Source organism: Enterococcus sp. LJL51, from assembly GCF_054871795.1.
The window spans coordinates 75,713-95,750 of record NZ_JBTXLW010000015.1 but is presented as its reverse complement, the minus strand read 5'-3'; the positions used below and the strand labels follow the sequence as shown (position 1 = coordinate 95,750).

Below are 20,038 nucleotides of genomic sequence, written 5' to 3'. Positions count from 1 at the left end.
TCTCTTTGACTTCAAGAGAATACGCCATTTTTTTCTTCATCAAAAGCACCTCCGCTAAATTTATTATATAAAATAAATTCAACGGAGGTGCCTCTTTTTTATATTCTCATTCTTGGGGGTCAGTGCCAAAGTGTTTAGCTTCGAGAACCAAGTAGGTACTGTTCAACATCAGCTCATCCCTCGCTGTGTTTCACAGCAATAAGACGGATTATCCGGAAATTATCAAGAAACACTACGAGGGAACCGAGTAGATGTTGATTGATACCTACCTGGAGCTTTTCATATTTTTGAGATCGTTCGGCTTATTTCCGAGAACTTCAACTCTTAGTGCTTTTAGCACTTAGAAGTTGATGCTATCGGAACGAAGTGTAGTGAGCTTGCTGTCTCTACGAGTCTAGCGATTCTCGAGACAAAGCATTAGGTTCCTACAAGCTTGTCTACGGTTCTCACTCTGTTGCGATCCTCGAAGCATACAAAGACTGGAACGCCGTTTATTCGGATTTTAGAGAAAGAAGAGTTCGGGCATTTACTTATGTCCCAAACTCACTTAGTCCAAGTCTTACGATTTTATTCAATTGTTTGTCTTCTCAAAACAGGCAGAAGTAGAATTGAAAATCAGGGATTGAGCTCATTTTGAAGGCGTTTAAAGAGCTGGGTGGTTTTTTCGGACTCTTTATTTGTGTAGTAATACGTGTAATCTAGGGTTTCTATTTTTAAAAGAGGCTGCTGATTTTTGTACACTAGTAAGTATGCCGGTCTATCAGCAATACGAAATTCACCAGTCAGATAATGTTCAGTTGCTGAGCCATAAATACGGATACTATTTTCCGGCAGCTTATCTACTAATTGGACTGAGCGGATATCTGTTACAGGAATCTCACGAGTCCGTGTAAAAGGGGCAGTCATGGTTACTTCTGTTTTTGAAATTGCTAATTGAAACGGATCATTAGAAAAATCGTTGATTAATAAAGGGACACAGGAAATAATCAAAGCACCCACAATAATAATACTTGTTAAAATCATCGCAGCTTTTCCAGCTGGTCTGCCCAGATTTACGGACATGTTCATTCCTAATCGATCAGGAATGATAATCCGGGGATCATCTGGATTAATGTAAATTCCGTATCGCCAGTACTGATCTTCATCGCCATAGCGGTAATCAGAAGCCTGCATAATCAAATTATCTTGGGTTTTACGCAGCCGGAACAGTATAAAGAAAATGAAGCCGATATACGCAAACAATAAAACAAAGTAGGCAATCACAAGATATAAGGTTTTCTCGTAAGCTGCTTGAGTTGACAGGGCAGGGAGAAAGGACAGCGGGCTAAAAACAAGCACTGATGAAATCAAGAGCAGGGACCAATAGTAGCGCATGGCATCGTTAACTTGCTGGTTAATTTGCTCATCATCCGTCATTGGCTTTACTGGCAAACGTCTGATTAAATAATAGGAATAAATAAATATACCTAAAGTAATCAGTGAAATTCCACCAAAGATAATGACTTCAATGGCACTATTCAATATAAAAAAAGTATATAGGCAGCCAGCAAATGAAATAACTATTCCAGGAATAAACCAATAGGGCTTAATCAGCCGACGGTTTTTATTTTGAATCAGTTTGGTATCAATTAAAAGAGGCTTGGTTGGCAGTATCCAGTTATTTTTAATTTTGACGTCTGTCATTCTTCTAACGTAAAGAACCTGCATAAAATACATCACGCCGATTAAACCGAATATGGAGAGCAGAAAAAACAACATAGCCAGAGAATCATATGGGAGAAATAAAATCAAAAGATCAGCAAGAGAAAAAAGCAATGCGGTCTGAATCAGGCGCAGCTTATAGGTTTGACGTACTTGGGTCACCTGGGAATCCTGTAAATGTTCTTTAGGTAAAGTTGTTTCTAAAATAATATTTTTATGGGGATTGGCAACAATACGTCCAATCACAGCCATTAGAAGATTCATACTTAAAAGAATTAATAGAAAAATTAAATTCATACTCACGAGTAACACATCCTTTAGTTTTTAAAATTTGTGGAAATTTGGGTGACAATAGCATGGATGTCCAAATCATCCAGCTGATGAATCACTGCCTCTGCTAAAACCAGTTCTAATGAAGTGTACAGCTGCTTCATAAACTCTGGAGTAGCCTGAGGCAGCTCAGCCACTTTGGTACCGTTGCGCCGGTCGGTGACAATATAGCCCTCCGTTTTTAGAGCATTGTAGGCTTTAGATACAGTCATCATGTTAATTCTTATCTCATCTGCCATTTGTCTGACAGACGGCAACGGTTCATTCGGCAATAGCTTTCCGGCAGCTATTCCTAAAATTACTTGATTACGAATTTGCTGATAAATAGGTATATCACTTTTCATATCGATTTCCATTAGCATAAAAGACACCTCTTTTTATATCATTTGTATTAGTTAGTATAATACAAAAATCGGCAGTTGGCAATAATCTTTAGTTGTGGGATTTTGAATCGAAGCATATAATAAAAAAGAAGTGCTAGAGGGAAGGATGAAAAAAATGTCAGAAATCAAAAATGAAACAACTAAAGAATTTCGAACAGCTTTTGCTGAAAATAGAAAACAGCGTGCAGTACAAAATAGTGTAGTCAAAAACGGCATCACGCAGTCGGCAGAAACACAAGCTGCTAAAGTAGAAAATGTACAGGTGTTTTCTGTCGATTTGTCTACCGGAAGAGTAGCTAATCAGAAGCAAAGCGGACGCTGCTGGATGTTTGCTGCTTTGAATACATTTCGTCATAAAATGATTAACAGCTTTCAATTGAAGGATTTTGAATTGTCCCAAAACTATACATTTTTCTGGGATAAATATGAAAAATCAAATTATTTTTATGAAAATATCATTGCTACTGCTGCTCAGGAGCTGGATTCCCGGAAGGTTGCATTCCTGCTGGCAACCCCTCAACAGGATGGCGGTCAATGGGATATGATTGTCTCTTTATTCAAAAAATATGGTGTAGTGCCAAAAACAGCTATGCCGGAAAGTAAAAACAGTTCAAATTCCAGAGATTTGAATAATTATCTGAATAAAAAACTGCGCAAAGATGCTGTCATACTTAGAAAACTGATTGAAGCTGGGAAAACAACAGCTGAGGTACAAAAGGCAAAAACAAAGATGCTAGAGGAAATTTACAACTTTTTAGCTATCTCTTTAGGCACGCCACCGGAAAGCTTTGATTTTGAATACCGTGATGAAGAAAAAAACTATCATTTAGACAAAGACCTGACACCACAGAGCTTTTATGCTAAATACGTAGGTGTGGATTTAGATGAGTACGTCAGCATTATTAATGCACCCACACAGGATAAGCCTTACGAAAAAACCTATACCGTAGAAATGCTGGGAAATGTAGTAGGCGGCAAACCTGTAAAATATTTAAATGTTGATATGAGTACCTTTAAAGAGTTGGCAGCTAAGCAGCTGGAACAGGGAGAATCGGTCTGGTTTGGCTGTGATGTAGGTCAATCTTCAACACGGGAGAGCGGGATTATGGCGTTGAATGCTTATGAAATCGATGAATTATTTGATATTGATTTTACAATGACTAAAGCAGAACGTTTAGATTATGGTGAGAGTCTGATGACTCATGCTATGGTCTTGACAGGTGTGGATGTCATTGATGGCAAAACAGTGAAATGGAAAGTGGAAAACAGCTGGGGAGAAAAGGTCGGCGAGAAAGGTTTCTTTGTTATGAGTGATGCCTGGATGGATGAGTACACTTACCAAATCGTTGTACGTAAAGAATATTTAAGTGACAAATTGCTAAAGGCATGGGAAGAAGAACCTAAAATGCTGGCACCCTGGGATCCGATGGGGGCATTGGCATAAGAGCAGATGTTTTAAAAGCAGAGGAAAGTGCATTTTACTATGCATTATCCTCTGTTTTTTAAAATAGAAGCGGGGCTTAATACAATCTTGCGTTATGAGTCATGGGTATTTAAGTAGACTCATTTCCTTACTAAGAAAATGGGTGGAAATAAATCTTGACTAAAAGAACACATGTTCTTATAATTGAAAGTGATAACAAAAGAAAGGATGTGGTACGATGATTGATCATTTCTCAATTACTGTTAAGGATATTGAAAGGAGTAAAGACTTCTATAAAAAAGTTTTAGCGCCTTTACATGGAGAACTAAAACTGGCTTTTGACGGTGCAGCAAACTTCGGAAAAATAGATGTAGCGGGAGGACAGTTCTGGCTAGCACAAGGAGAGCCAAAACCAAATCATTTCGCATTTCGTGCGGATTCTAAAGAAGAGGTTGCTGCATTTTATACAGCTGGTTTAGAGGCTGGTGGAACAGACAATGGGGGACCAGGCTTAAGACCGGAATACCATGAAAAGTATTATGCTGCCTTTATCATTGATCCTGACGGATATAATATAGAGGCTGTTTACTATGGTGAGTAAGGAATAGTGCGCTAGTAATAAAGCCGGGTTCAGACATTGGAGGAAAATAGTCTGAACCCGGTTTCGTTCACATCGATAGATTATTGAACGTTCACATCAATGGCTTGATAGAATGCGTTGGTTGTGTCATAGACATTCCAGACAGCGTAGATGACATGGTAGCCAGTTCTATTGGAAGGAACAGTAACGGTATGGTTAACTGCTGAACCTGGGATTGTACCATTATCGTTCACTTGACCAATCAATTCAAAATCATTGATATTTAACGGCATGCTGGAGTCCCAGCCTTGTTTTGTCATGTAGTAATCCCAGGTAGATGTACGATGACGGGCGGTCAATGTCCAGGTAAGTGCTAGAGGACCTGTAGGAATTGTTGTTTTATGCCATCTGGTTGGAGACTGTTCGTCTAACGGGTCGAAGCCGCCAACACCAGCGCTTGCCAGTTTTCCAGGAATAAAGGTACCTTTCGCTGCTTCAATGCTTTGTGGTTCCCATTCTGCACGACCGACATTTGTATTAACTTTTCCACCGGCTGCGCTGCCGAAATAGGCTCTGCTTCCAGGACTGGAAACATATCCATGTGCTTCTGAAACGGTTGCTGCTGTTACTGTACCTACTGTGAATAACCCAAGTGCCAAGACTGCTTTCAACAATACTTTCTTCATTGTGTTGCCTCCTAGTAGTTTTTTTGTAGCGCTTACAATGACAACTTAACATGAATATTTCTTAAGTTCAAAAGATATGCTTTTATAATGTTTCGGATGGCTAATTTTAGCATAATAAGGACTTTAATTGATTTTCTGTTATATAAATTAGCTAAAGGATTAATGATACGGTTATCATGACTTTACTCTATTATGTGGGAAGACTGATAGATGGTACAGCTGAGGTTTAGAGTTTTGCTTGGAGAGTGTAATTTTTTTTATAAAACCTAAGTTATTTCCAAGCCTCTTAATATTTATATATTTCATACATATGTTATAATAGAAAAATGAGTTTTGAACTGAAAATGGCGTGAAGGAGAGAGAGCTATGGGAAAAAAATATGCAATGCCTTATGAGGTTGCTTATTATGACTGCGATATTACAAAGAGAATGACTTTGCCTTCGTTGTTGGCGGTCGTTATAAAGACATCGGAAGAACAAAGTGCTTTATTAAATAGAAGTGCTGATTTTGTGGCTGGCTTTGGCTTAGGCTGGGTAATTACCAATTATGAGCTGACAATCACGCGGTTGCCTAAAGTAGGAGAAAAGCTGACAGTTACTACGCAGGCAATTTCTTATAATAAATATTTTTGTTACCGGAATTTCTGGATACATGATGAATCAGGTGAAGAGTGCGTCTTTATCCAATCAACCTTTGTGTTGATGAATACTGAAAATCGTAAGATGAGCAGTGTGCTTGAAGAGATTATCGCTCCTTATGAAAGCGAAAAAATCAAAAAAATTCATCGAAGTGAAAAAATTGAAAAAGTTGAAAATGGACAATCCGCCGTTTACCGTGTCCGCTATTTTGATATAGACGGTAACCAACATGTGAATAATGCGATCTATTTTAATTGGCTGCTGGATGTTTTGGGATATGATTTTCTTTCCCAGAACCAACCTGTTCGGGTTAACGTTAAATTTGATAAAGAAGTCGAATACGGACATGAAGTAGAAAGCCACTACGAGGTAATCGAAACAGAGAAAGGTCCGTTGTCCCGGCATGAAATTCGAATCGGTGATCAGTTATATTGTGAAGCAAATATTCACTGGGAAAAAGATTAATTCAGCCAGAAAAAGATAACAGAATTCTTTTTTGTTTACTTTTTATTATTTCTGAATAGTATAAAAGGATAAGGTTTAAACAAACGATAAAGGAGACAATAATGATTCGTTTAGGCTTGACTTCATTTAGCGAGCATGAAACATTAACTGGGAAAAAGCGAGCTTCCCTTTTTGAGTACGCTGGTCATTTACCTTTAGTGGAAATGGATACAGCTTATTATGGTATTCCAAAACAGGAATCAGTCCGCAACTGGACGGAATCAGTTCCAGCGAGTTTCCGATTTGTTATTAAAGCATACAGCGGGATTAGCTGCCAGGGAGACTGGAAGACCTATTATCAAAGTGAAGAAGAGATGGTAGAAGCCTTTCTTAATAGTATGAGACCAATGGTTGAGAGCGGCAAGCTGTTTGCTTTTCTAATTCAATTTTCTGCCAGCTTCGGCTGTACAAAGGAAAATGTGCAGTACCTTGAGAAAATTCGGTCATGGTTTGCAGATTATCCAGTAGCAATAGAGTTGAGAAACGGCAGCTGGTATCAGGCGGACTATGTGAAGCAGACACTGGCATTCATGAAGGCCCGACAATTTTCTTTAGTGATTGTTGACGAACCCCAAATTCCTACGAATCCAATTCCTTTTTATCCATTTATTACAAATGATCAGTTTGTACTTTTCCGTTTTCATGGCAGAAATGCTGCCGGCTGGCTGGCGAATGATAAGGAGTGGCGGAAAAAGCGAACTCTTTACCGATATAACCAAACGGAAATTGCGGAATTAAGTAAAGCTGTAGAAGAAATAGCATCCCAAGTAAAGGAAACGGCTGTTATTTTCAATAATAACTCCGGCGGGGATGCAGCTGACAATGCCTTAGCAATGAAAGCAGCACTTGGTATAGAGTATGAGGAACTAAATCCAACACAGATAGATTTGTTTTAAGGAGATTTATGATTAAGATAATTTTCTTTGATATTGACGGTACACTAGTAACAAAACATGCACGAGCACTTGATTCTACCAAGCGGGCGATTGCACTGGCCCAGAGTCAGGGGATTTTGTGCGGCGTAGCTACGGGAAGAGGACCTGTCCATTTGAGCGAACAAATTGATTCTTTAAACTTAGATGTTTTTTTAACTTATAATGGGCAGTTGGTTTATACAAATGAACAGACGATTTACGAACGGGCTTTTTCTAAAGAAATAGTTGAGGAGCTAGTTGATTTTGCCGATGAGGGCCGGCGGCAGATGATGTTTGGCGGACGTACACGAATGGAAGGTAGTTCATTGATGAAGTTTGGCCAGAATCGGCTGGCGAAAAAGCTGGCCCGTTTTATTCCAAGCTGGTTTCCGGTAGAGTCCTTTAAAAATTTAATGGTTGGGTTAAAACCGAAAAAGGACCAATGCCGCTATCATGAAATGGATATTCTGAAAGAGAAGATTTATCAATGCGTGCTACTTAGTCCAGAAGAGGAGCTAGGGGACTTGAAGCAGCAGCTTTCCAATTGTACAATTACCCGTTCCAATCCATATGTTGTTGATATTATTCCTAAAGGCGGTTCGAAGCTCAAAGGGATTAAGAAATGTATCGAACATTTCGGCTTTTCGCTGGACGAGGTAATGGTGTTTGGAGATAATTGGAACGATGTGGAAATGCTTGAAGGTGCAGGTATTGGTGTTGCTATGGGAAATGCTCCGGAGGGAGTAAAATCATCCGCTGATTTTGTGACAAATACAAATGAAGCTCATGGCATCTATGAAGCTTTACGCCATTATAATGTGATTAAGGAGACAGCTGATGAAAATTGATAATCCATTTGATAAAACGGAAGAGTTTCATCAAACATTTGATAACCGCCGACCGCAAAAGCCGACGGCTTTTAGCAGCAAAGATGCTTCAGCACGCGCCGGCTTTAAAGCAGAAGAGCTGGTCGAGTTTTTATATGCATCAGCAGGCAACGATAAAGAAGCATTTCATCAGTTGGTGGAACAGCTGAAGCAGGATGTGGATGCAGCGGAAAAAAAGATGGAGCAGAAGAAAAAGAAGGTTGAAGATCCTTTAGTTGATCAGGTAGATGCCTTGATTGATTTACTGTATTTTACCTATGGTTCATTTTCTTTGCTGGGCGTGGATCCGACGAAGCTGTTTTCAATCGTTCATGAAGCAAATATGGGTAAGCTGTTTGCTGATGGAAAGCCCCATTATCATGAAGTGACACATAAAGTTCTGAAACCAGAAGACTGGGAGGCAAACTACGCGCCAGAGCCTAAGATAAAGGCAGAATTGGAGCGCCAGATAGCTTATAAGCTAAAAAAACGAGACGGAGCAGACTAGTTAAGTCTAGTGAGCCGTCTCGTTTTCCTATCTATTTGTTGAAAAATGTATTATAAAGCGCTCGAATAGCCTGTTTCTCTTGATCTTTCCGAATACCAAACATGATGCTGACCTCAGAGGAGCCTTGGTTAATCATTTCCAGATTGATTTCGTTTTCAGCTAATGCCATCGTACTATCTGCTGTAACCCCGATTCGCTGACGCATTCCTTCGCCGACAATCATAATCATGGATAACCCGCGGGTAATTCTCAACTCGTCAGGTTTTAAGACCTGATCCAGCTTTTGAATCAATGCTTCCTCAATCTCCGGGGATAATTGTCGTTCTCTCAGAATAATTGAAATATCATCAATTCCAGAAGGCATGTGTTCATAGCTGAGACCCATCTCTTCCAGTATCTGAAGAACCTTTCGTCCAAAGCCAAGTTCCCGGTTCATCAAATATTTACTAATATAAATATTGGCAAAGTTCTGATCGCTGGCAATCCCCACAACCGGTTCACTAGAAGTATCGCGTTTGGTGGTAATCAACGTACCTGGATGAGAAGGATTGTTAGTATTCTTAATAACAACAGGGATATGTGCTTTGTAGGCGGGCATCAATGCTTCATCATGGAGTACAGCAAAGCCTGCATAAGCCAGCTCACGCATTTCCCGATACGTCAGCGCCTTAATCGTTTTAGGTTGACGAACAATTCCCGGATGGGCAACAAAGATGCCATCCACATCTGTAAAGTTTTCATAGAGGTCTGCTTGAACACCGGCTGCTACGATTGAACCAGTAATATCCGAGCCGCCTCGAGAGAATGTACAGATATCCCCTGCTTCGGTATAACCAAAAAAACCAGGGATTACAAATATTTCTTCTGTGTTTTTAAATTCTGCTATTTTATCGTAAGAAGAGGGCAGAATTCTAGCATTCCCCGGTTCATCTGAGACAATGATACCCAAATCCTGAGGGTTTTTATAAACGGCTGCCAAGCCCTGATCCTTGAAATAAGCTGCAACCAGCTTAGCATTGTTGTTTTCACCGCTAGCTAAAAAAGCATCAAACAAATGAGGGTTGTTCTCCTTTGGAAGCTGTGATAATGCAGTGATGGCATGACGAATATCACTCAATACTGCTTTGTTCATCTCTAATTCATTCATGATGTCCTCGTAGCGGGCAACAATTTTGTCTACAATTTTTTGTGTTGCCTCGTTATTCAGGTATTTTTCATAATAATTAATCAGCAGATCGGTTACTTTGATGTCTTCACCGGAGCGCTTGCCGGGAGCGGAAACAACGACAAACTTTCGGCTTGCGTCATCTTTCACTATATTAAGTACCTTTTGCAGCTGCACTGCTGAAGCTAACGAGCTTCCGCCAAATTTAATCACTTTCACTATTCCCACTCCTTTGTTGTCAGTCCAATATTATTTCCACGATTATTTTAGCATGTATTAAAAAACAAGGAAGAACAAAGTGTTCATTTCTCATTGTTTTATAATATTAGTAGTAAAAGAATACCTAAAATCCTGATGAAAAGCAACAGCAAAAATAATTTGCCTATTCTTTCTTCAAGGATTTGATAAATCACTTCATTTTTCCCGTAAATTTTGATAAACTGGGAATAGTGAAATTTAGTAGGTACGAGTCATGTAGAAAATCGACAGAGTAATCTACAGCAAGTTAGAGGCAGAAATAATTTTCTTGTAAATCCTCATTTAAATTAGTGCTTGCGGGGCTGCTTTGTGATATAATTTTCTACAGTTGTTTTTTTTACGAAAATGATAAAGAATTTGTTTCAGTCTTTCAAGTAGTAATCCAGTTATTATTCATTGAGAGCTGCGTAATTTCTATTTATAAATGCTGAATAAACGGAGGAAATAATAATGAAGAACAATTTGATTATTATCGTGGTTCTAGTGATAATCATCGTTGCGGCTATCTTATATCTGATTGGACACTTCATGCGAAGGCAGAATCAAAGCAAGCTGAAAAGTCTTGAAAAAAGAAAAGAAGAGCTGTTTGACTTGCCTGTTATTGAAGAAGTCGATGAGATTAAGAAGATGCACATGGTTGGTCAAAGCCAGAACACCTTCCGTGAATGGAACCAGCGCTGGGCGGATATCTCAACACGTTCATTTGCTGAACTGGAAAGCCAGATTTTTGAAGTCGAGGAACTAAATGATTCCTTCCGTTATATGAAAGCAAAACGTGCGGTGAGTGAAGCCGAACAAACCATGGATGACATGGAATCTGAAGTGGAAGAAATCCGCAAAGGGTTGAAAGAACTTCGTGAAAGTGAAGAACGCAACTCGCTGGAAGTTCAAAAAGCATTGGATATCTATGAGGAAATCAGCAACCTTCTTCAGGAAGAAAAAGAAGGATTTGGCAGTGCCTATTCAGAACTACAGAAGCAAGTGAAAAATATTGAAATTGAATTTACTCAGTTCGTCACATTAAATACATCCGGCGATCCTGTGGAAGCAAGAGAAGTGCTGGAAAGTGCGGAACGTCATACCTACGAACTGGATGATGTTATGAAACGGATTCCGCCGCTGCATGATGAATTAACTCGCGTATTCCCAGATCAGATTAAAGAAATCGAAGAAGGCTACAAACGTCTGTTGGATGATCACTTCGTATTTCCTGAACAGAACTTTTCAGACGAATTGAACCGCGTGAAGAAACGTGTAAAAAATTCTACTGTTGATTTAGAAAAAGCCGAGGTGGCAGCTGTAGAGGTGGCTAACAGAGATACCGCAGCAGCAATCGATGGATTGTATGAAATCATGGAAAGAGAAATCAATTCCAGAAAATATGTTGTTAATAACCGTAAGACAATCGGTGATTACATCGCCCATGTCCTTCGGAATAACCGTCAGCTGATGATTGAGCTGGATCATACATCCCAAAGCTATACCTTGAATCACAATGAATTGGGGCGTTCAAGAGGCTTCCAGTCAGAGATTGAAGAGTTGATTCGCCGATATGAAGATTATGAACCAAAGATGGAAGAGCATACTGTACCGTATTCTGAAGTACAAGCATTCTTCAAAGACTGTTACCGTGTACTTGCTGATATTGAGAATCAGCAGATGGAAATTGATTTATCTCTGAAAGAGCTTCGTAAAGAAGAAAAAATTGCACAGGAAAAAGTGGATCAATATGAATTCCGCCTGCGCAATCTAAAACGGTTTGTTGAGAAGAAACGTCTGCCGGGTTTACCTGCTGATTATCTTGAGTTCTTCTTTATGGCGACTGACCGAATTGAAGAGCTAAGTAAATCATTGAACCGAATTCGTATTAATATCGAAGAGATCAATAAGCTATCAGATCTTTGTAAAGAAGATTTGGATTTATTAGATAAGAAAACCAATGATTTGGTAAACTCTGCTGCATTGACTGAGCAAATGATGCAGTATGCGAACCGCTACCGTCATACAAATGAAGCAATCAATGAGGCGATGGAGCGAACTTTAGAGTTATTTTCTAAAGATTATCGCTATCAGGATGCATTGGACGTTATCGGAACTGCTCTTGAACGGGTAGAGCCAGGTGCGTTCAGACGTATTGAAGATATTTACTTTAAGAATTTGGATGCCGTTTAGTCTAAGCAATATGAAAACAGGACAAGTATGTTGTCCTGTTTTTTTATACAACAAAGTTAGGTGGAGAGAATGAAAAGAAAAGTAATGTTGGTATTTCTTTGTTTTATCGGGTTATTTTTTTCTGGTTCTAAAACTGGAAATACAAAGATGACAACCTTAACAATAGGACATACTAGCCACGCAGAAACCGATCTACATGCAGCTGCAGAATCTGTAAAGAAAAAATTTAGTGATTTTAGAGGCTGTACGTTAACAGAGCTTGTCTACGAAGAAGAGAAAGCCGTCGCTGAAATAAAGACTTACTTGAAATCCGGAGGCGGATCAGGGAGCGGTTTGTCATCTAAAGATATTATCGTTTTTACTTCAACGTTTGAAGTGGATGGAGATGGTGCAGAGAATACATTGAATCCTAATTCCACTTATACAAACTGGTTGTGGTTTGTTGTGAAAGCTAAAAACAGCGGCAAGTGGGAGGTCCAGGATTTTGGTTACTGAAATTCACGGCAGACTGTAAAACATTGAAGAATAGAAGGAAACAAGCTATAATGAGAAAGAATTTTTTGGAAGAAGGGTAATGAAATGATTTATTTTGATAATAGTGCGACAACCGTAATTGACCCGCAGGCGTTAGATGCTTATGTGAAGACCAGTCAGCGGATTATAGGGAATCCTTCTAGTCTGCATGACTTGGGAAATCAAGCCTATCGGTTACTTGAGCAAGCAAGAAAGCAAGTTGGCGATATATTAGGGGTAGAATCAGAGGAAATTTATTTTACCGGCAGCGGAACAGAAGGCGATAACTGGGTGCTGAAAGGAACAGCAATTGAAAAAGCTGCTTTTGGAAAGCATATCATCATTTCAGGAATCGAACATCCAGCTGTTGCAGAAACAGCAAGGCAATTAGAAAAGCTGGGTTTTGAACTGTCTATTGCTCCTGTAGATAAGCGGGGGATTTTACAAGTTGATAAATTTGAAAGCTTGATTCGCCAAGATACTATCCTCGTATCGGTTATGGCAGTTAACAATGAAATTGGAAGCATTCAGCCAATTCAGGCAATTAGTAAGATTTTAACAGAGTATCCTAAAATTCATTTTCATGTAGATGCAGTTCAAGCAATTGCTAAAGTACCAAAAGAAAGATGGCTGACTCCTAGAGTGGATTTTGCTGTTTTTTCAGCACATAAATTTCACGGACCTAAAGGTGTAGGGTTTATCTATTGGAAAAAAGGCCGTAAGTTAGCTCCGCTTTTAACTGGCGGTGGTCAGGAAAAGAATCAACGGAGCAGTACAGAAAATATTGCCGGAATCGTTGCAGGGGCTAAAGCGCTACGATTATCTACAGAGAGGAATCTGGCAAGAGAAAACTATGTTCAGACTTTGCGAAATTCTTTGATTGATAGTCTCGCAAACTATGGGCAGGTTGTTGTTTTTTCAGAAAAAACAACAGATTTTGCTCCCCATATCCTGTGCTTTGGATTAAAAGGGATTCGTGGAGAAGTGCTTGTTCATGCGATGGAAGAGAAGCAAATCTTTATTTCCACAACGAGTGCCTGTTCTAGCCGAAAAAAAATTGGCAGCAGTACATTAGGGGCTATGAATGTGCCGGAACATCTAGCTACTTCTGCTGTACGCATCAGTCTTGATGAGAACAACACGATGGCGGAAGCTGAACAATTTATGGTAGTCTTTAATCAATTGTATAAAAAGTTTCTGAAAGTAAGTGATTTGTAAGTTAGACTGAGAAGTAGCTTTGGAGAACTTCAAAAAAATTAGGTATTTGTCCTAGTGCTTTCGAAGTTCCCCGCTTCAGCTCAGTTTTTTATTTCATATGCAGCAGGTATCACTGAAGAACTATTGTGACTACAGGCCATAATAAACGTTTGAGTAATCTCTGAGCAATATCTCGGCGATTGCTTATTTAAACTGTAGATAAATTATGGTATAGTAAGACGTATTTTGTTGAAGCAATGGGAGTAGACAAAGCGTACATACAGTCCGTTAAGTAAGAATATTAGATAGTAGCAGCTAAGAAAGGATTTTGGATATTTTGAACTATACAGAAATAATGATTAGATATGGTGAGTTATCCACCAAAGGAAAAAACCGTAAAGCGTTTATTATGCAGCTTGCAGCCAATGTTAAGCGTGTGCTGGATGAGTTTCCCGCGGTGAAGATTCATGCAGATAGAGATCGGATGCACCTGTTGCTTAACGGAGAGGATAGTAGTCAAATTCTTCCCCGTTTGGAAAAGGTATTTGGAATTCAGAGCTTCTCGCCAAGTGTTCGGATTGAGAAAAACTTTCCCGCACTTCGGACAGCCGTTCAAGAAATAATGCGTGATATTTATCAAGCGGGAATGACATTTAAGATTACCTCAAAGCGCTCAGATCATGATTTTGAAATGGACTCTAATGAGTTGAACAGAGAATTAGGAGGAGCCGTTTTTGAGATTTATCCAGACATTCAGGTACAGATGAAGAAGCCGGATATTAATATTCGAGTTGAAATTCGCAGAGAAGGGGCCTATTTATCATATGAAACCTTGCTGGGAGCCGGAGGTTTGCCAGTTGGTACCGGAGGTCGAGGCATGCTGATGCTATCTGGAGGTATCGATTCTCCAGTTGCCGGCTATCTATCGATGAAACGCGGTGTAGAAGTTGAGGCAGTCCATTTTGCCAGTCCACCTTATACAAGTGAGCAGGCATTGCAGAAAGCAAAAGATTTAGCTGGAAAGTTGGCTCCTTATTCCGGGAGTGTTCAGTTTATTGAAGTGCCTTTTACTGAAATACAGGAAGAGATTAAACGGGTTGTACCTCAAGGCTATCTAATGACAGTTACCAGACGCCTAATGCTGCGTCTGACAGATATCCTTCGTGAACAGAGAAATGGTCTGGTTATTATCAATGGGGAATCATTAGGACAGGTTGCTTCTCAAACGTTACAAAGCATGGTTGCCATCAATGATGTGACTAATACCCCGATTATTCGACCTGTTGTTTCCATGGATAAGAATGAGATTATAGAAATTGCTGAAAAAATTGATACCTTTGAATTAGCTATTCAACCTTTTGAGGATTGCTGTACAATCTTTGCGCCGCCTCAGCCCAAGACCAGACCGAAGCTTGATAAAACCCGACAATATGAAGCTAGACTAGATTTGGAAGGCTTGATGGAACGGGCTTTAGCAGGTATCAAAGTTAGTGAAATAACAGCGGCTGAATCCGATGAAAAAGTAGAGGACTTTTCTGATTTATTGTAGCAGCTAGGAGTTCAAAGTAAATCGTAGAAGTCAGAAAAATGCAATAAATTGTGATTACAGCGGTAAGTGAAACCTGCTTTATCTACTTCAGCTTGATAAAGGGAATTAAACGTTTCTAAAAGCTGATTGTTAAAACTTAAACTAAATACAGAACATGGTCCGTTGCGTGGTCCATGTTCTTTTTTGTCTTCCGATTATGGCTTTATGAGAGAATGCTTAATAAATTCTGCATTTTTGTAAAGAAGTTCACTTATTTTCACAAAGTTATTGCTGTATTTTATAGAGGGTGTTAAACTAGAATGTGAAAAGAGTAACAAAGGAGAACTAGAATGGAAATTTTAGCAAATGAGAAGAAAATACCAAAAGCTACAGCTAAACGCCTGCCTTTATATTTGCGCTATTTGAAAATGCTGGATGACTCGGGAATGATCCGGATTAAGTCTAGAGAATTTAGTGAAATTGTTCAAATTCCTCCAGCAACGATTCGCCGGGATTTTTCTCACTTAGGTGAATTAGGCAGAAGCGGGTACGGCTATGATGTTCCCTACCTGATCGAAGTGTTTAATAACATTTTAAATACTCAGGAAGAAAAGAAAATTGCTTTGATTGGCTGCGGAAACCTTGGTAAAGCACTGATAAAAAATAATTTTAGAAGAAATGAAAATCTGAATATTGTCTGCGCATTTGATGTGAACGAGGAAATCATTGGTGAGCAAATCAATGATGTTTGTGTACAGCCGATGAATCAGCTGACTGAAATGGTTGAAGCACAAGATGTAACGGTTGCTATTTCTACCGTTCCCAGTAAATATGCGCAAAAAGCAATCGATGAAATCGTTGCGGCTGGAGTAACAGCGATTCTGAACTTTGCACCGGATAGAGTAACGGTTCCCAGTCATGTTAATGTACAGTATATCGACCTGACGACCGAACTCCAGACATTGATTTACTTTGATACTGCCTTTTCAAAGTAGGCACTTCCTTTGAGTTCTGAAAACAGTTCCTCTATACTTGAATAGAATAAGTAAAGGAGGAAGTTTAATGATTGTAACAAGAAAAGGTACTGAGGTCGAGTTGGCTGGTGTGCAGCCTGTAGTAGGCGCTAAAGCACCTGATTTTTCATTGGAAAATTTGTCAGACAAGAAGATTAATCTCAGCGATTTAAAAGGACAGCCTGTGTTGATTAGTGTGGTGCCGGATATCGATACCAGAATTTGTTCTCTTCAGACAAAACGCTTTAATCAGGAGGCAGGTGCGGTTGAGGGTGTGGCCTTTTTGACTATTTCCAACAACACAAAAGACGAGCAGAAAAACTGGTGTGCAGCTGAAGGTGTCGATATGGAAATGCTTCGTGATGTAGACAACTCATTTGGTGAGGCATATGGTCTATTTATTCCAGAGATGGGCCGTTTGGCTCGTGCTATTTTCGTTATCGATTCAACTGGTGTGCTGGCTTATGAAAAGATTAGTCAGGAAATATCTGAAGAACCAAATTATCAGGAAGCGCTGGATAAAGCGAAAGCACTACGATAATCGATTTCAAATTGACATTCAAAAGTGTTCGTTGTAGAATGTCCCTACAGGAAGACAATAAATCAGAATGCTTTAAAGAGCTCTAGCTACAGGTTAGAGGTCTAACGATAGAACAATACAACAATACAACAGAAGAAAGACAAAGAGCAAGAGGAGTACTGTTAACCGCCGTTTTAGAGAGAAAATCATTTGGTGAAAGATTTTTACTGCATTAACAGGAAGGTAGCTTGTGAGTCGATAATTTGAATTTTATGGTAGAATTATCCGAGTAGTGACCGTTAGTTCACTAATGACAGAGAGGTGTTGGAGTTCGTAATTCCAGCACAAATTAGGTGGTACCGCGTAAATTTACGTCCTAAAGCAGTTTAACTGCTTTAGGGCTTTTTTTATTTTTTGGTAGTAAAAGCACACAGATAAAGCTGTGGTCGAATGAACATGAAAGAAGGAGATACATATGACGGAAGAAAATAACTTACCCACAAAATATCAACCGACAGAAGTAGAAGCAGGTCGTTACCAGAAATGGCTGGATCAGGAGCTGTTCAAGCCAAACGGGAACAAAGAGGCCAAGCCATACTCTATTGTTATTCCACCGCCAAATGTTACAGGAAAGCTGCATTTAGGTCATGCCTGGGATACTGCACTTCAAGATATTATCATTCGCCAGAAAAGAATGCAGGGCTATGATACTTTATGGCTGCCGGGAATGGATCATGCTGGTATTGCTACACAAGCAAAAGTAGAGGAAAAGCTAGCTGAACAAGGAATTTCACGCTATGATTTGGGCCGGGAAAAATTTGTAGAACAGGTATGGGACTGGAAAGAAGAGTACGCCTCTCACATTAGAGAACAGTGGGCAAAGCTGGGCTTGTCTCTGGATTATAGCCGTGAACGCTTCACATTAGATGATGGCTTGTCTAAAGCTGTGCGGACTGTTTTTGTAAAGCTGTATGAGAAAGATCTGATTTATCGCGGTGAATATATTATTAATTGGGATCCGAAAGCAAGAACGGCTCTATCCGACATTGAAGTTATTCACAAGGATATTGAGGGAGCTTTCTATCATATGAGTTATCCGCTGGCTGATGGTTCTGGATCAGTGGAAATTGCGACAACTCGACCAGAAACTATGCTGGGAGATACAGCGGTTGCTGTTCATCCGGATGATGCGCGCTATCAGTCGTTAATCGGCAAAATGGTTGTACTGCCGCTGATGGACAAAGAGATTCCGATTATTGCAGATGACTATGTAGATATGGAATTTGGTACTGGCGTGGTGAAAATTACACCAGCTCATGACCCAAATGATTTTGAGGTTGGTAATCGCCATAAACTGCCAAGAGTTAATGTAATGAATGAAGACGGTTCAATGAATGAGCTAGCTGGAAAATATCAGGGAATGGATCGTTTTGCAGCTCGCAAGCTGATCGTCTCTGATTTAAAAGAGCTGGGCCACTTAATAAAAATCGAAAAAATGAATCATAGTGTAGGACATTCAGAGCGGACAGGCGTTGTTGTTGAACCTCGGTTGTCTACACAGTGGTTTGTAAAAATGCAGCCTCTGGCAGAAGAAGCCATTAAAAATCAGCAGTCAGATAATGCGGTTGAATTTTTCCCCGATCGTTTTAACCAAACCTTTATTCGCTGGATGGAGAATGTTCATGACTGGGTTATTTCCCGTCAGTTATGGTGGGGTCATCAAATACCAGCTTGGTATCATAATGAAACTGGGGAAATGTATGTTGGAATGGAAGCACCGTCAGATACAGAGAACTGGACACAGGATAACGATGTATTAGATACCTGGTTTAGCTCAGCCCTATGGCCGTTTTCAACGATGGGCTGGCCGAATGAAGCAAGTAGTGACTATCAGCGTTATTTCCCTACCAGCACGTTGGTAACCGCCTATGACATTATTTTCTTCTGGGTTAGCAGAATGATTTTCCAAAGTTTGGAATTCACTGGCGAGCGGCCGTTCCAGCATGCCTTGATTCACGGCTTGATTCGGGATGAAGAAGGACGCAAAATGAGTAAGTCGCTTGGAAATGGTATTGATCCAATGGATGTCATCGAAAAATATGGTGCAGATGCTCTTCGCTGGTTCTTATCTAACGGTTCCGCTCCAGGTCAGGATGTCCGCTTCAGTTATGAAAAAATGGATGCAGCCTGGAACTTTATCAATAAAATCTGGAATGCCAGTCGTTTTGTTATCATGAATATTGAAGGTATGACTGTAGAAGATATTGATTTTAGTGGTGAAAAAACTGTAGCTGACCGCTGGATACTGACTCGTTTGAATGAGACGATTGAACGGGTTACTGAGTTGTTTGACCGTTTTGAATTTGGGGAGGCCGGTCGCCAGCTGTACAATTTCATCTGGGATGACTTCTGTGACTGGTACATTGAAATGAGCAAGGAAATTCTTTATGGAGAGAATGAGGGAGCAAAACAGACCACAAAGAGTATTCTTGTCTATACACTAGATAGTATTCTTCGTCTGCTGCATCCAATTATGCCGTTCGTAACGGAAGAAATCTGGGAAAAAATTCCTCATGTAGGAACTTCGCTGGTAGTCGCAGAATATCCGCTTGTTCGCCAGGAGTTATCAGATGCTCAAGCAGCAACAGGAATGGAAGTACTGAAGGAAGTGATCCGTGCTGTAAGAAACATCCGTGCGGAAGTAAATACACCTCTGTCTAAACCCATTACATTATTGATTAAGACAACAGATGAAGCGACAGATCAGTTTCTGATTGCAAATAAGAGCTATATTGAACGCTTCTGTAATCCAGAAGAATTGACGATTAGTGGAAATATCACTCCTCCAGAGCTGGCAATGTCTGCAATTTTATCTGGAGTAGAAATTTACTTGCCGCTGGCAGGTTTAATCAATATTGAAGAAGAGATTGCCCGTTTGGAAAAAGAACTAGGAAAATGGGATCAGGAAGTGAAACGGGTACAAGGTAAGCTATCAAATGAGCGTTTTGTTTCAAATGCACCGGAGGATGTTGTGCAGGCGGAAAAAGAAAAAGAAAAAGACTATCTGGAAAAACAAAAAACCGTTCGCGACAGAATAGAACAGTTGAAAACAATTGAATAAATAAAAAACAAGCGGAG

The 20,038-nt window shown here is 39.8% G+C and carries 17 protein-coding genes and 1 other annotated feature; of the genes, 13 read left to right on the top strand and 4 right to left on the bottom strand.

The window, feature by feature from the left end; all coding sequences use genetic code 11:
* Positions 1–615: 615 nt before the first annotated feature.
* Positions 616–1,998, bottom strand: a complete 1,383-nt coding sequence (locus ACYSNQ_RS13635) for a DUF5808 domain-containing protein (protein WP_426084128.1) — start codon at positions 1,996–1,998, stop codon at positions 616–618.
* Between the two features lie 20 nt (positions 1,999–2,018).
* Entirely contained in the window at positions 2,019–2,393 is a 375-nt protein-coding gene (locus ACYSNQ_RS13630) for a GntR family transcriptional regulator (protein WP_426084125.1), read from the bottom strand.
* 136 nt (positions 2,394–2,529) lie between these two features.
* On the opposite strand from ACYSNQ_RS13630, the gene ACYSNQ_RS13625 reads away from it, so the two are divergent.
* Together ACYSNQ_RS13625 and ACYSNQ_RS13620 are read left to right on the top strand one after the other, a co-directional pair.
* The gene (locus ACYSNQ_RS13625; RefSeq protein ID WP_426084124.1) at positions 2,530–3,858 is read left to right on the top strand and encodes a C1 family peptidase; all 1,329 of its coding nucleotides are present in this window, start codon (positions 2,530–2,532) and stop codon (positions 3,856–3,858) included.
* Positions 3,859–4,075: 217 nt separating this feature from the next.
* Positions 4,076–4,438, top strand: coding sequence for a VOC family protein (locus tag ACYSNQ_RS13620; RefSeq protein WP_426084123.1), 363 nt, complete (start codon positions 4,076–4,078; stop codon positions 4,436–4,438).
* Positions 4,439–4,518: 80 nt separating this feature from the next.
* Here ACYSNQ_RS13620 and ACYSNQ_RS13615 read toward each other — a convergent pair whose 3' ends face one another.
* A complete protein-coding gene (locus ACYSNQ_RS13615; RefSeq protein WP_426084122.1) occupies positions 4,519–5,103 on the bottom strand; it encodes a lytic polysaccharide monooxygenase in 585 nt (194 codons plus the stop codon).
* Positions 5,104–5,469: 366 nt separating this feature from the next.
* Here ACYSNQ_RS13615 and ACYSNQ_RS13610 point away from each other — a divergent pair, with 366 nt between their 5' ends.
* The 4 genes from ACYSNQ_RS13610 to ACYSNQ_RS13595 all read left to right on the top strand — a co-directional run bounded on the left by ACYSNQ_RS13610 (position 5,470) and on the right by ACYSNQ_RS13595 (position 8,534).
* On the top strand, positions 5,470–6,207 hold the full coding sequence (locus ACYSNQ_RS13610; RefSeq protein ID WP_426084121.1) for an acyl-ACP thioesterase domain-containing protein: 738 nt from the start codon (positions 5,470–5,472) through the stop codon (positions 6,205–6,207).
* A 101-nt stretch (positions 6,208–6,308) separates the two neighbouring features.
* On the top strand, positions 6,309–7,142 hold the full coding sequence (locus tag ACYSNQ_RS13605; protein WP_426084120.1) for a DUF72 domain-containing protein: 834 nt from the start codon (positions 6,309–6,311) through the stop codon (positions 7,140–7,142).
* 8 nt (positions 7,143–7,150) lie between these two features.
* Positions 7,151–8,008: a Cof-type HAD-IIB family hydrolase gene (locus ACYSNQ_RS13600; RefSeq protein ID WP_426084119.1), complete on the top strand. Its 858-nt coding sequence runs from the start codon at positions 7,151–7,153 to the stop codon at positions 8,006–8,008.
* Positions 7,998–8,534: a pyrophosphohydrolase domain-containing protein gene (locus tag ACYSNQ_RS13595; RefSeq protein ID WP_426084118.1), complete on the top strand. Its 537-nt coding sequence runs from the start codon at positions 7,998–8,000 to the stop codon at positions 8,532–8,534. Before ACYSNQ_RS13600 ends, ACYSNQ_RS13595 begins: the two co-directional genes overlap by 11 nt.
* 31 nt (positions 8,535–8,565) lie before the next feature.
* Here ACYSNQ_RS13595 and ACYSNQ_RS13590 read toward each other — a convergent pair whose 3' ends face one another.
* Positions 8,566–9,918, bottom strand: coding sequence for an aspartate kinase (locus ACYSNQ_RS13590; protein WP_426084117.1), 1,353 nt, complete (start codon positions 9,916–9,918; stop codon positions 8,566–8,568).
* Between the two features lie 489 nt (positions 9,919–10,407).
* On the opposite strand from ACYSNQ_RS13590, the gene ezrA reads away from it, so the two are divergent.
* The 7 genes from ezrA (at position 10,408) to ACYSNQ_RS13555 (ending at position 20,021) form a co-directional block, all read left to right on the top strand.
* Positions 10,408–12,129 (top strand): septation ring formation regulator EzrA, encoded by a 1,722-nt coding sequence (gene ezrA, locus ACYSNQ_RS13585; RefSeq protein ID WP_426084116.1) that lies wholly within the window; start codon positions 10,408–10,410, stop codon positions 12,127–12,129.
* Positions 12,130–12,198: 69 nt separating this feature from the next.
* Positions 12,199–12,624, top strand: a complete 426-nt coding sequence (locus ACYSNQ_RS13580) for a DUF4829 domain-containing protein (RefSeq protein WP_426084115.1) — start codon at positions 12,199–12,201, stop codon at positions 12,622–12,624.
* 84 nt (positions 12,625–12,708) lie between these two features.
* Complete coding sequence (locus ACYSNQ_RS13575; protein WP_426084114.1) at positions 12,709–13,860, top strand: cysteine desulfurase family protein; 1,152 nt, start codon at positions 12,709–12,711, stop codon at positions 13,858–13,860.
* Positions 13,861–14,176: 316 nt separating this feature from the next.
* Complete coding sequence (thiI, locus tag ACYSNQ_RS13570) at positions 14,177–15,388, top strand: tRNA uracil 4-sulfurtransferase ThiI (RefSeq protein ID WP_426084113.1); 1,212 nt, start codon at positions 14,177–14,179, stop codon at positions 15,386–15,388.
* Between the two features lie 329 nt (positions 15,389–15,717).
* A complete protein-coding gene (locus ACYSNQ_RS13565) occupies positions 15,718–16,362 on the top strand; it encodes a redox-sensing transcriptional repressor Rex (RefSeq protein ID WP_426084112.1) in 645 nt (214 codons plus the stop codon).
* 67 nt (positions 16,363–16,429) lie between these two features.
* On the top strand, positions 16,430–16,921 hold the full coding sequence (tpx, locus tag ACYSNQ_RS13560) for a thiol peroxidase (protein ID WP_426084111.1): 492 nt from the start codon (positions 16,430–16,432) through the stop codon (positions 16,919–16,921).
* Between the two features lie 133 nt (positions 16,922–17,054).
* Positions 17,055–17,282, top strand: a binding site (T-box leader).
* A gap of 93 nt (positions 17,283–17,375) precedes the next feature.
* Entirely contained in the window at positions 17,376–20,021 is a 2,646-nt protein-coding gene (locus ACYSNQ_RS13555; RefSeq protein WP_426084110.1) for a valine--tRNA ligase, read from the top strand.
* Positions 20,022–20,038 lie beyond the last annotated feature (17 nt).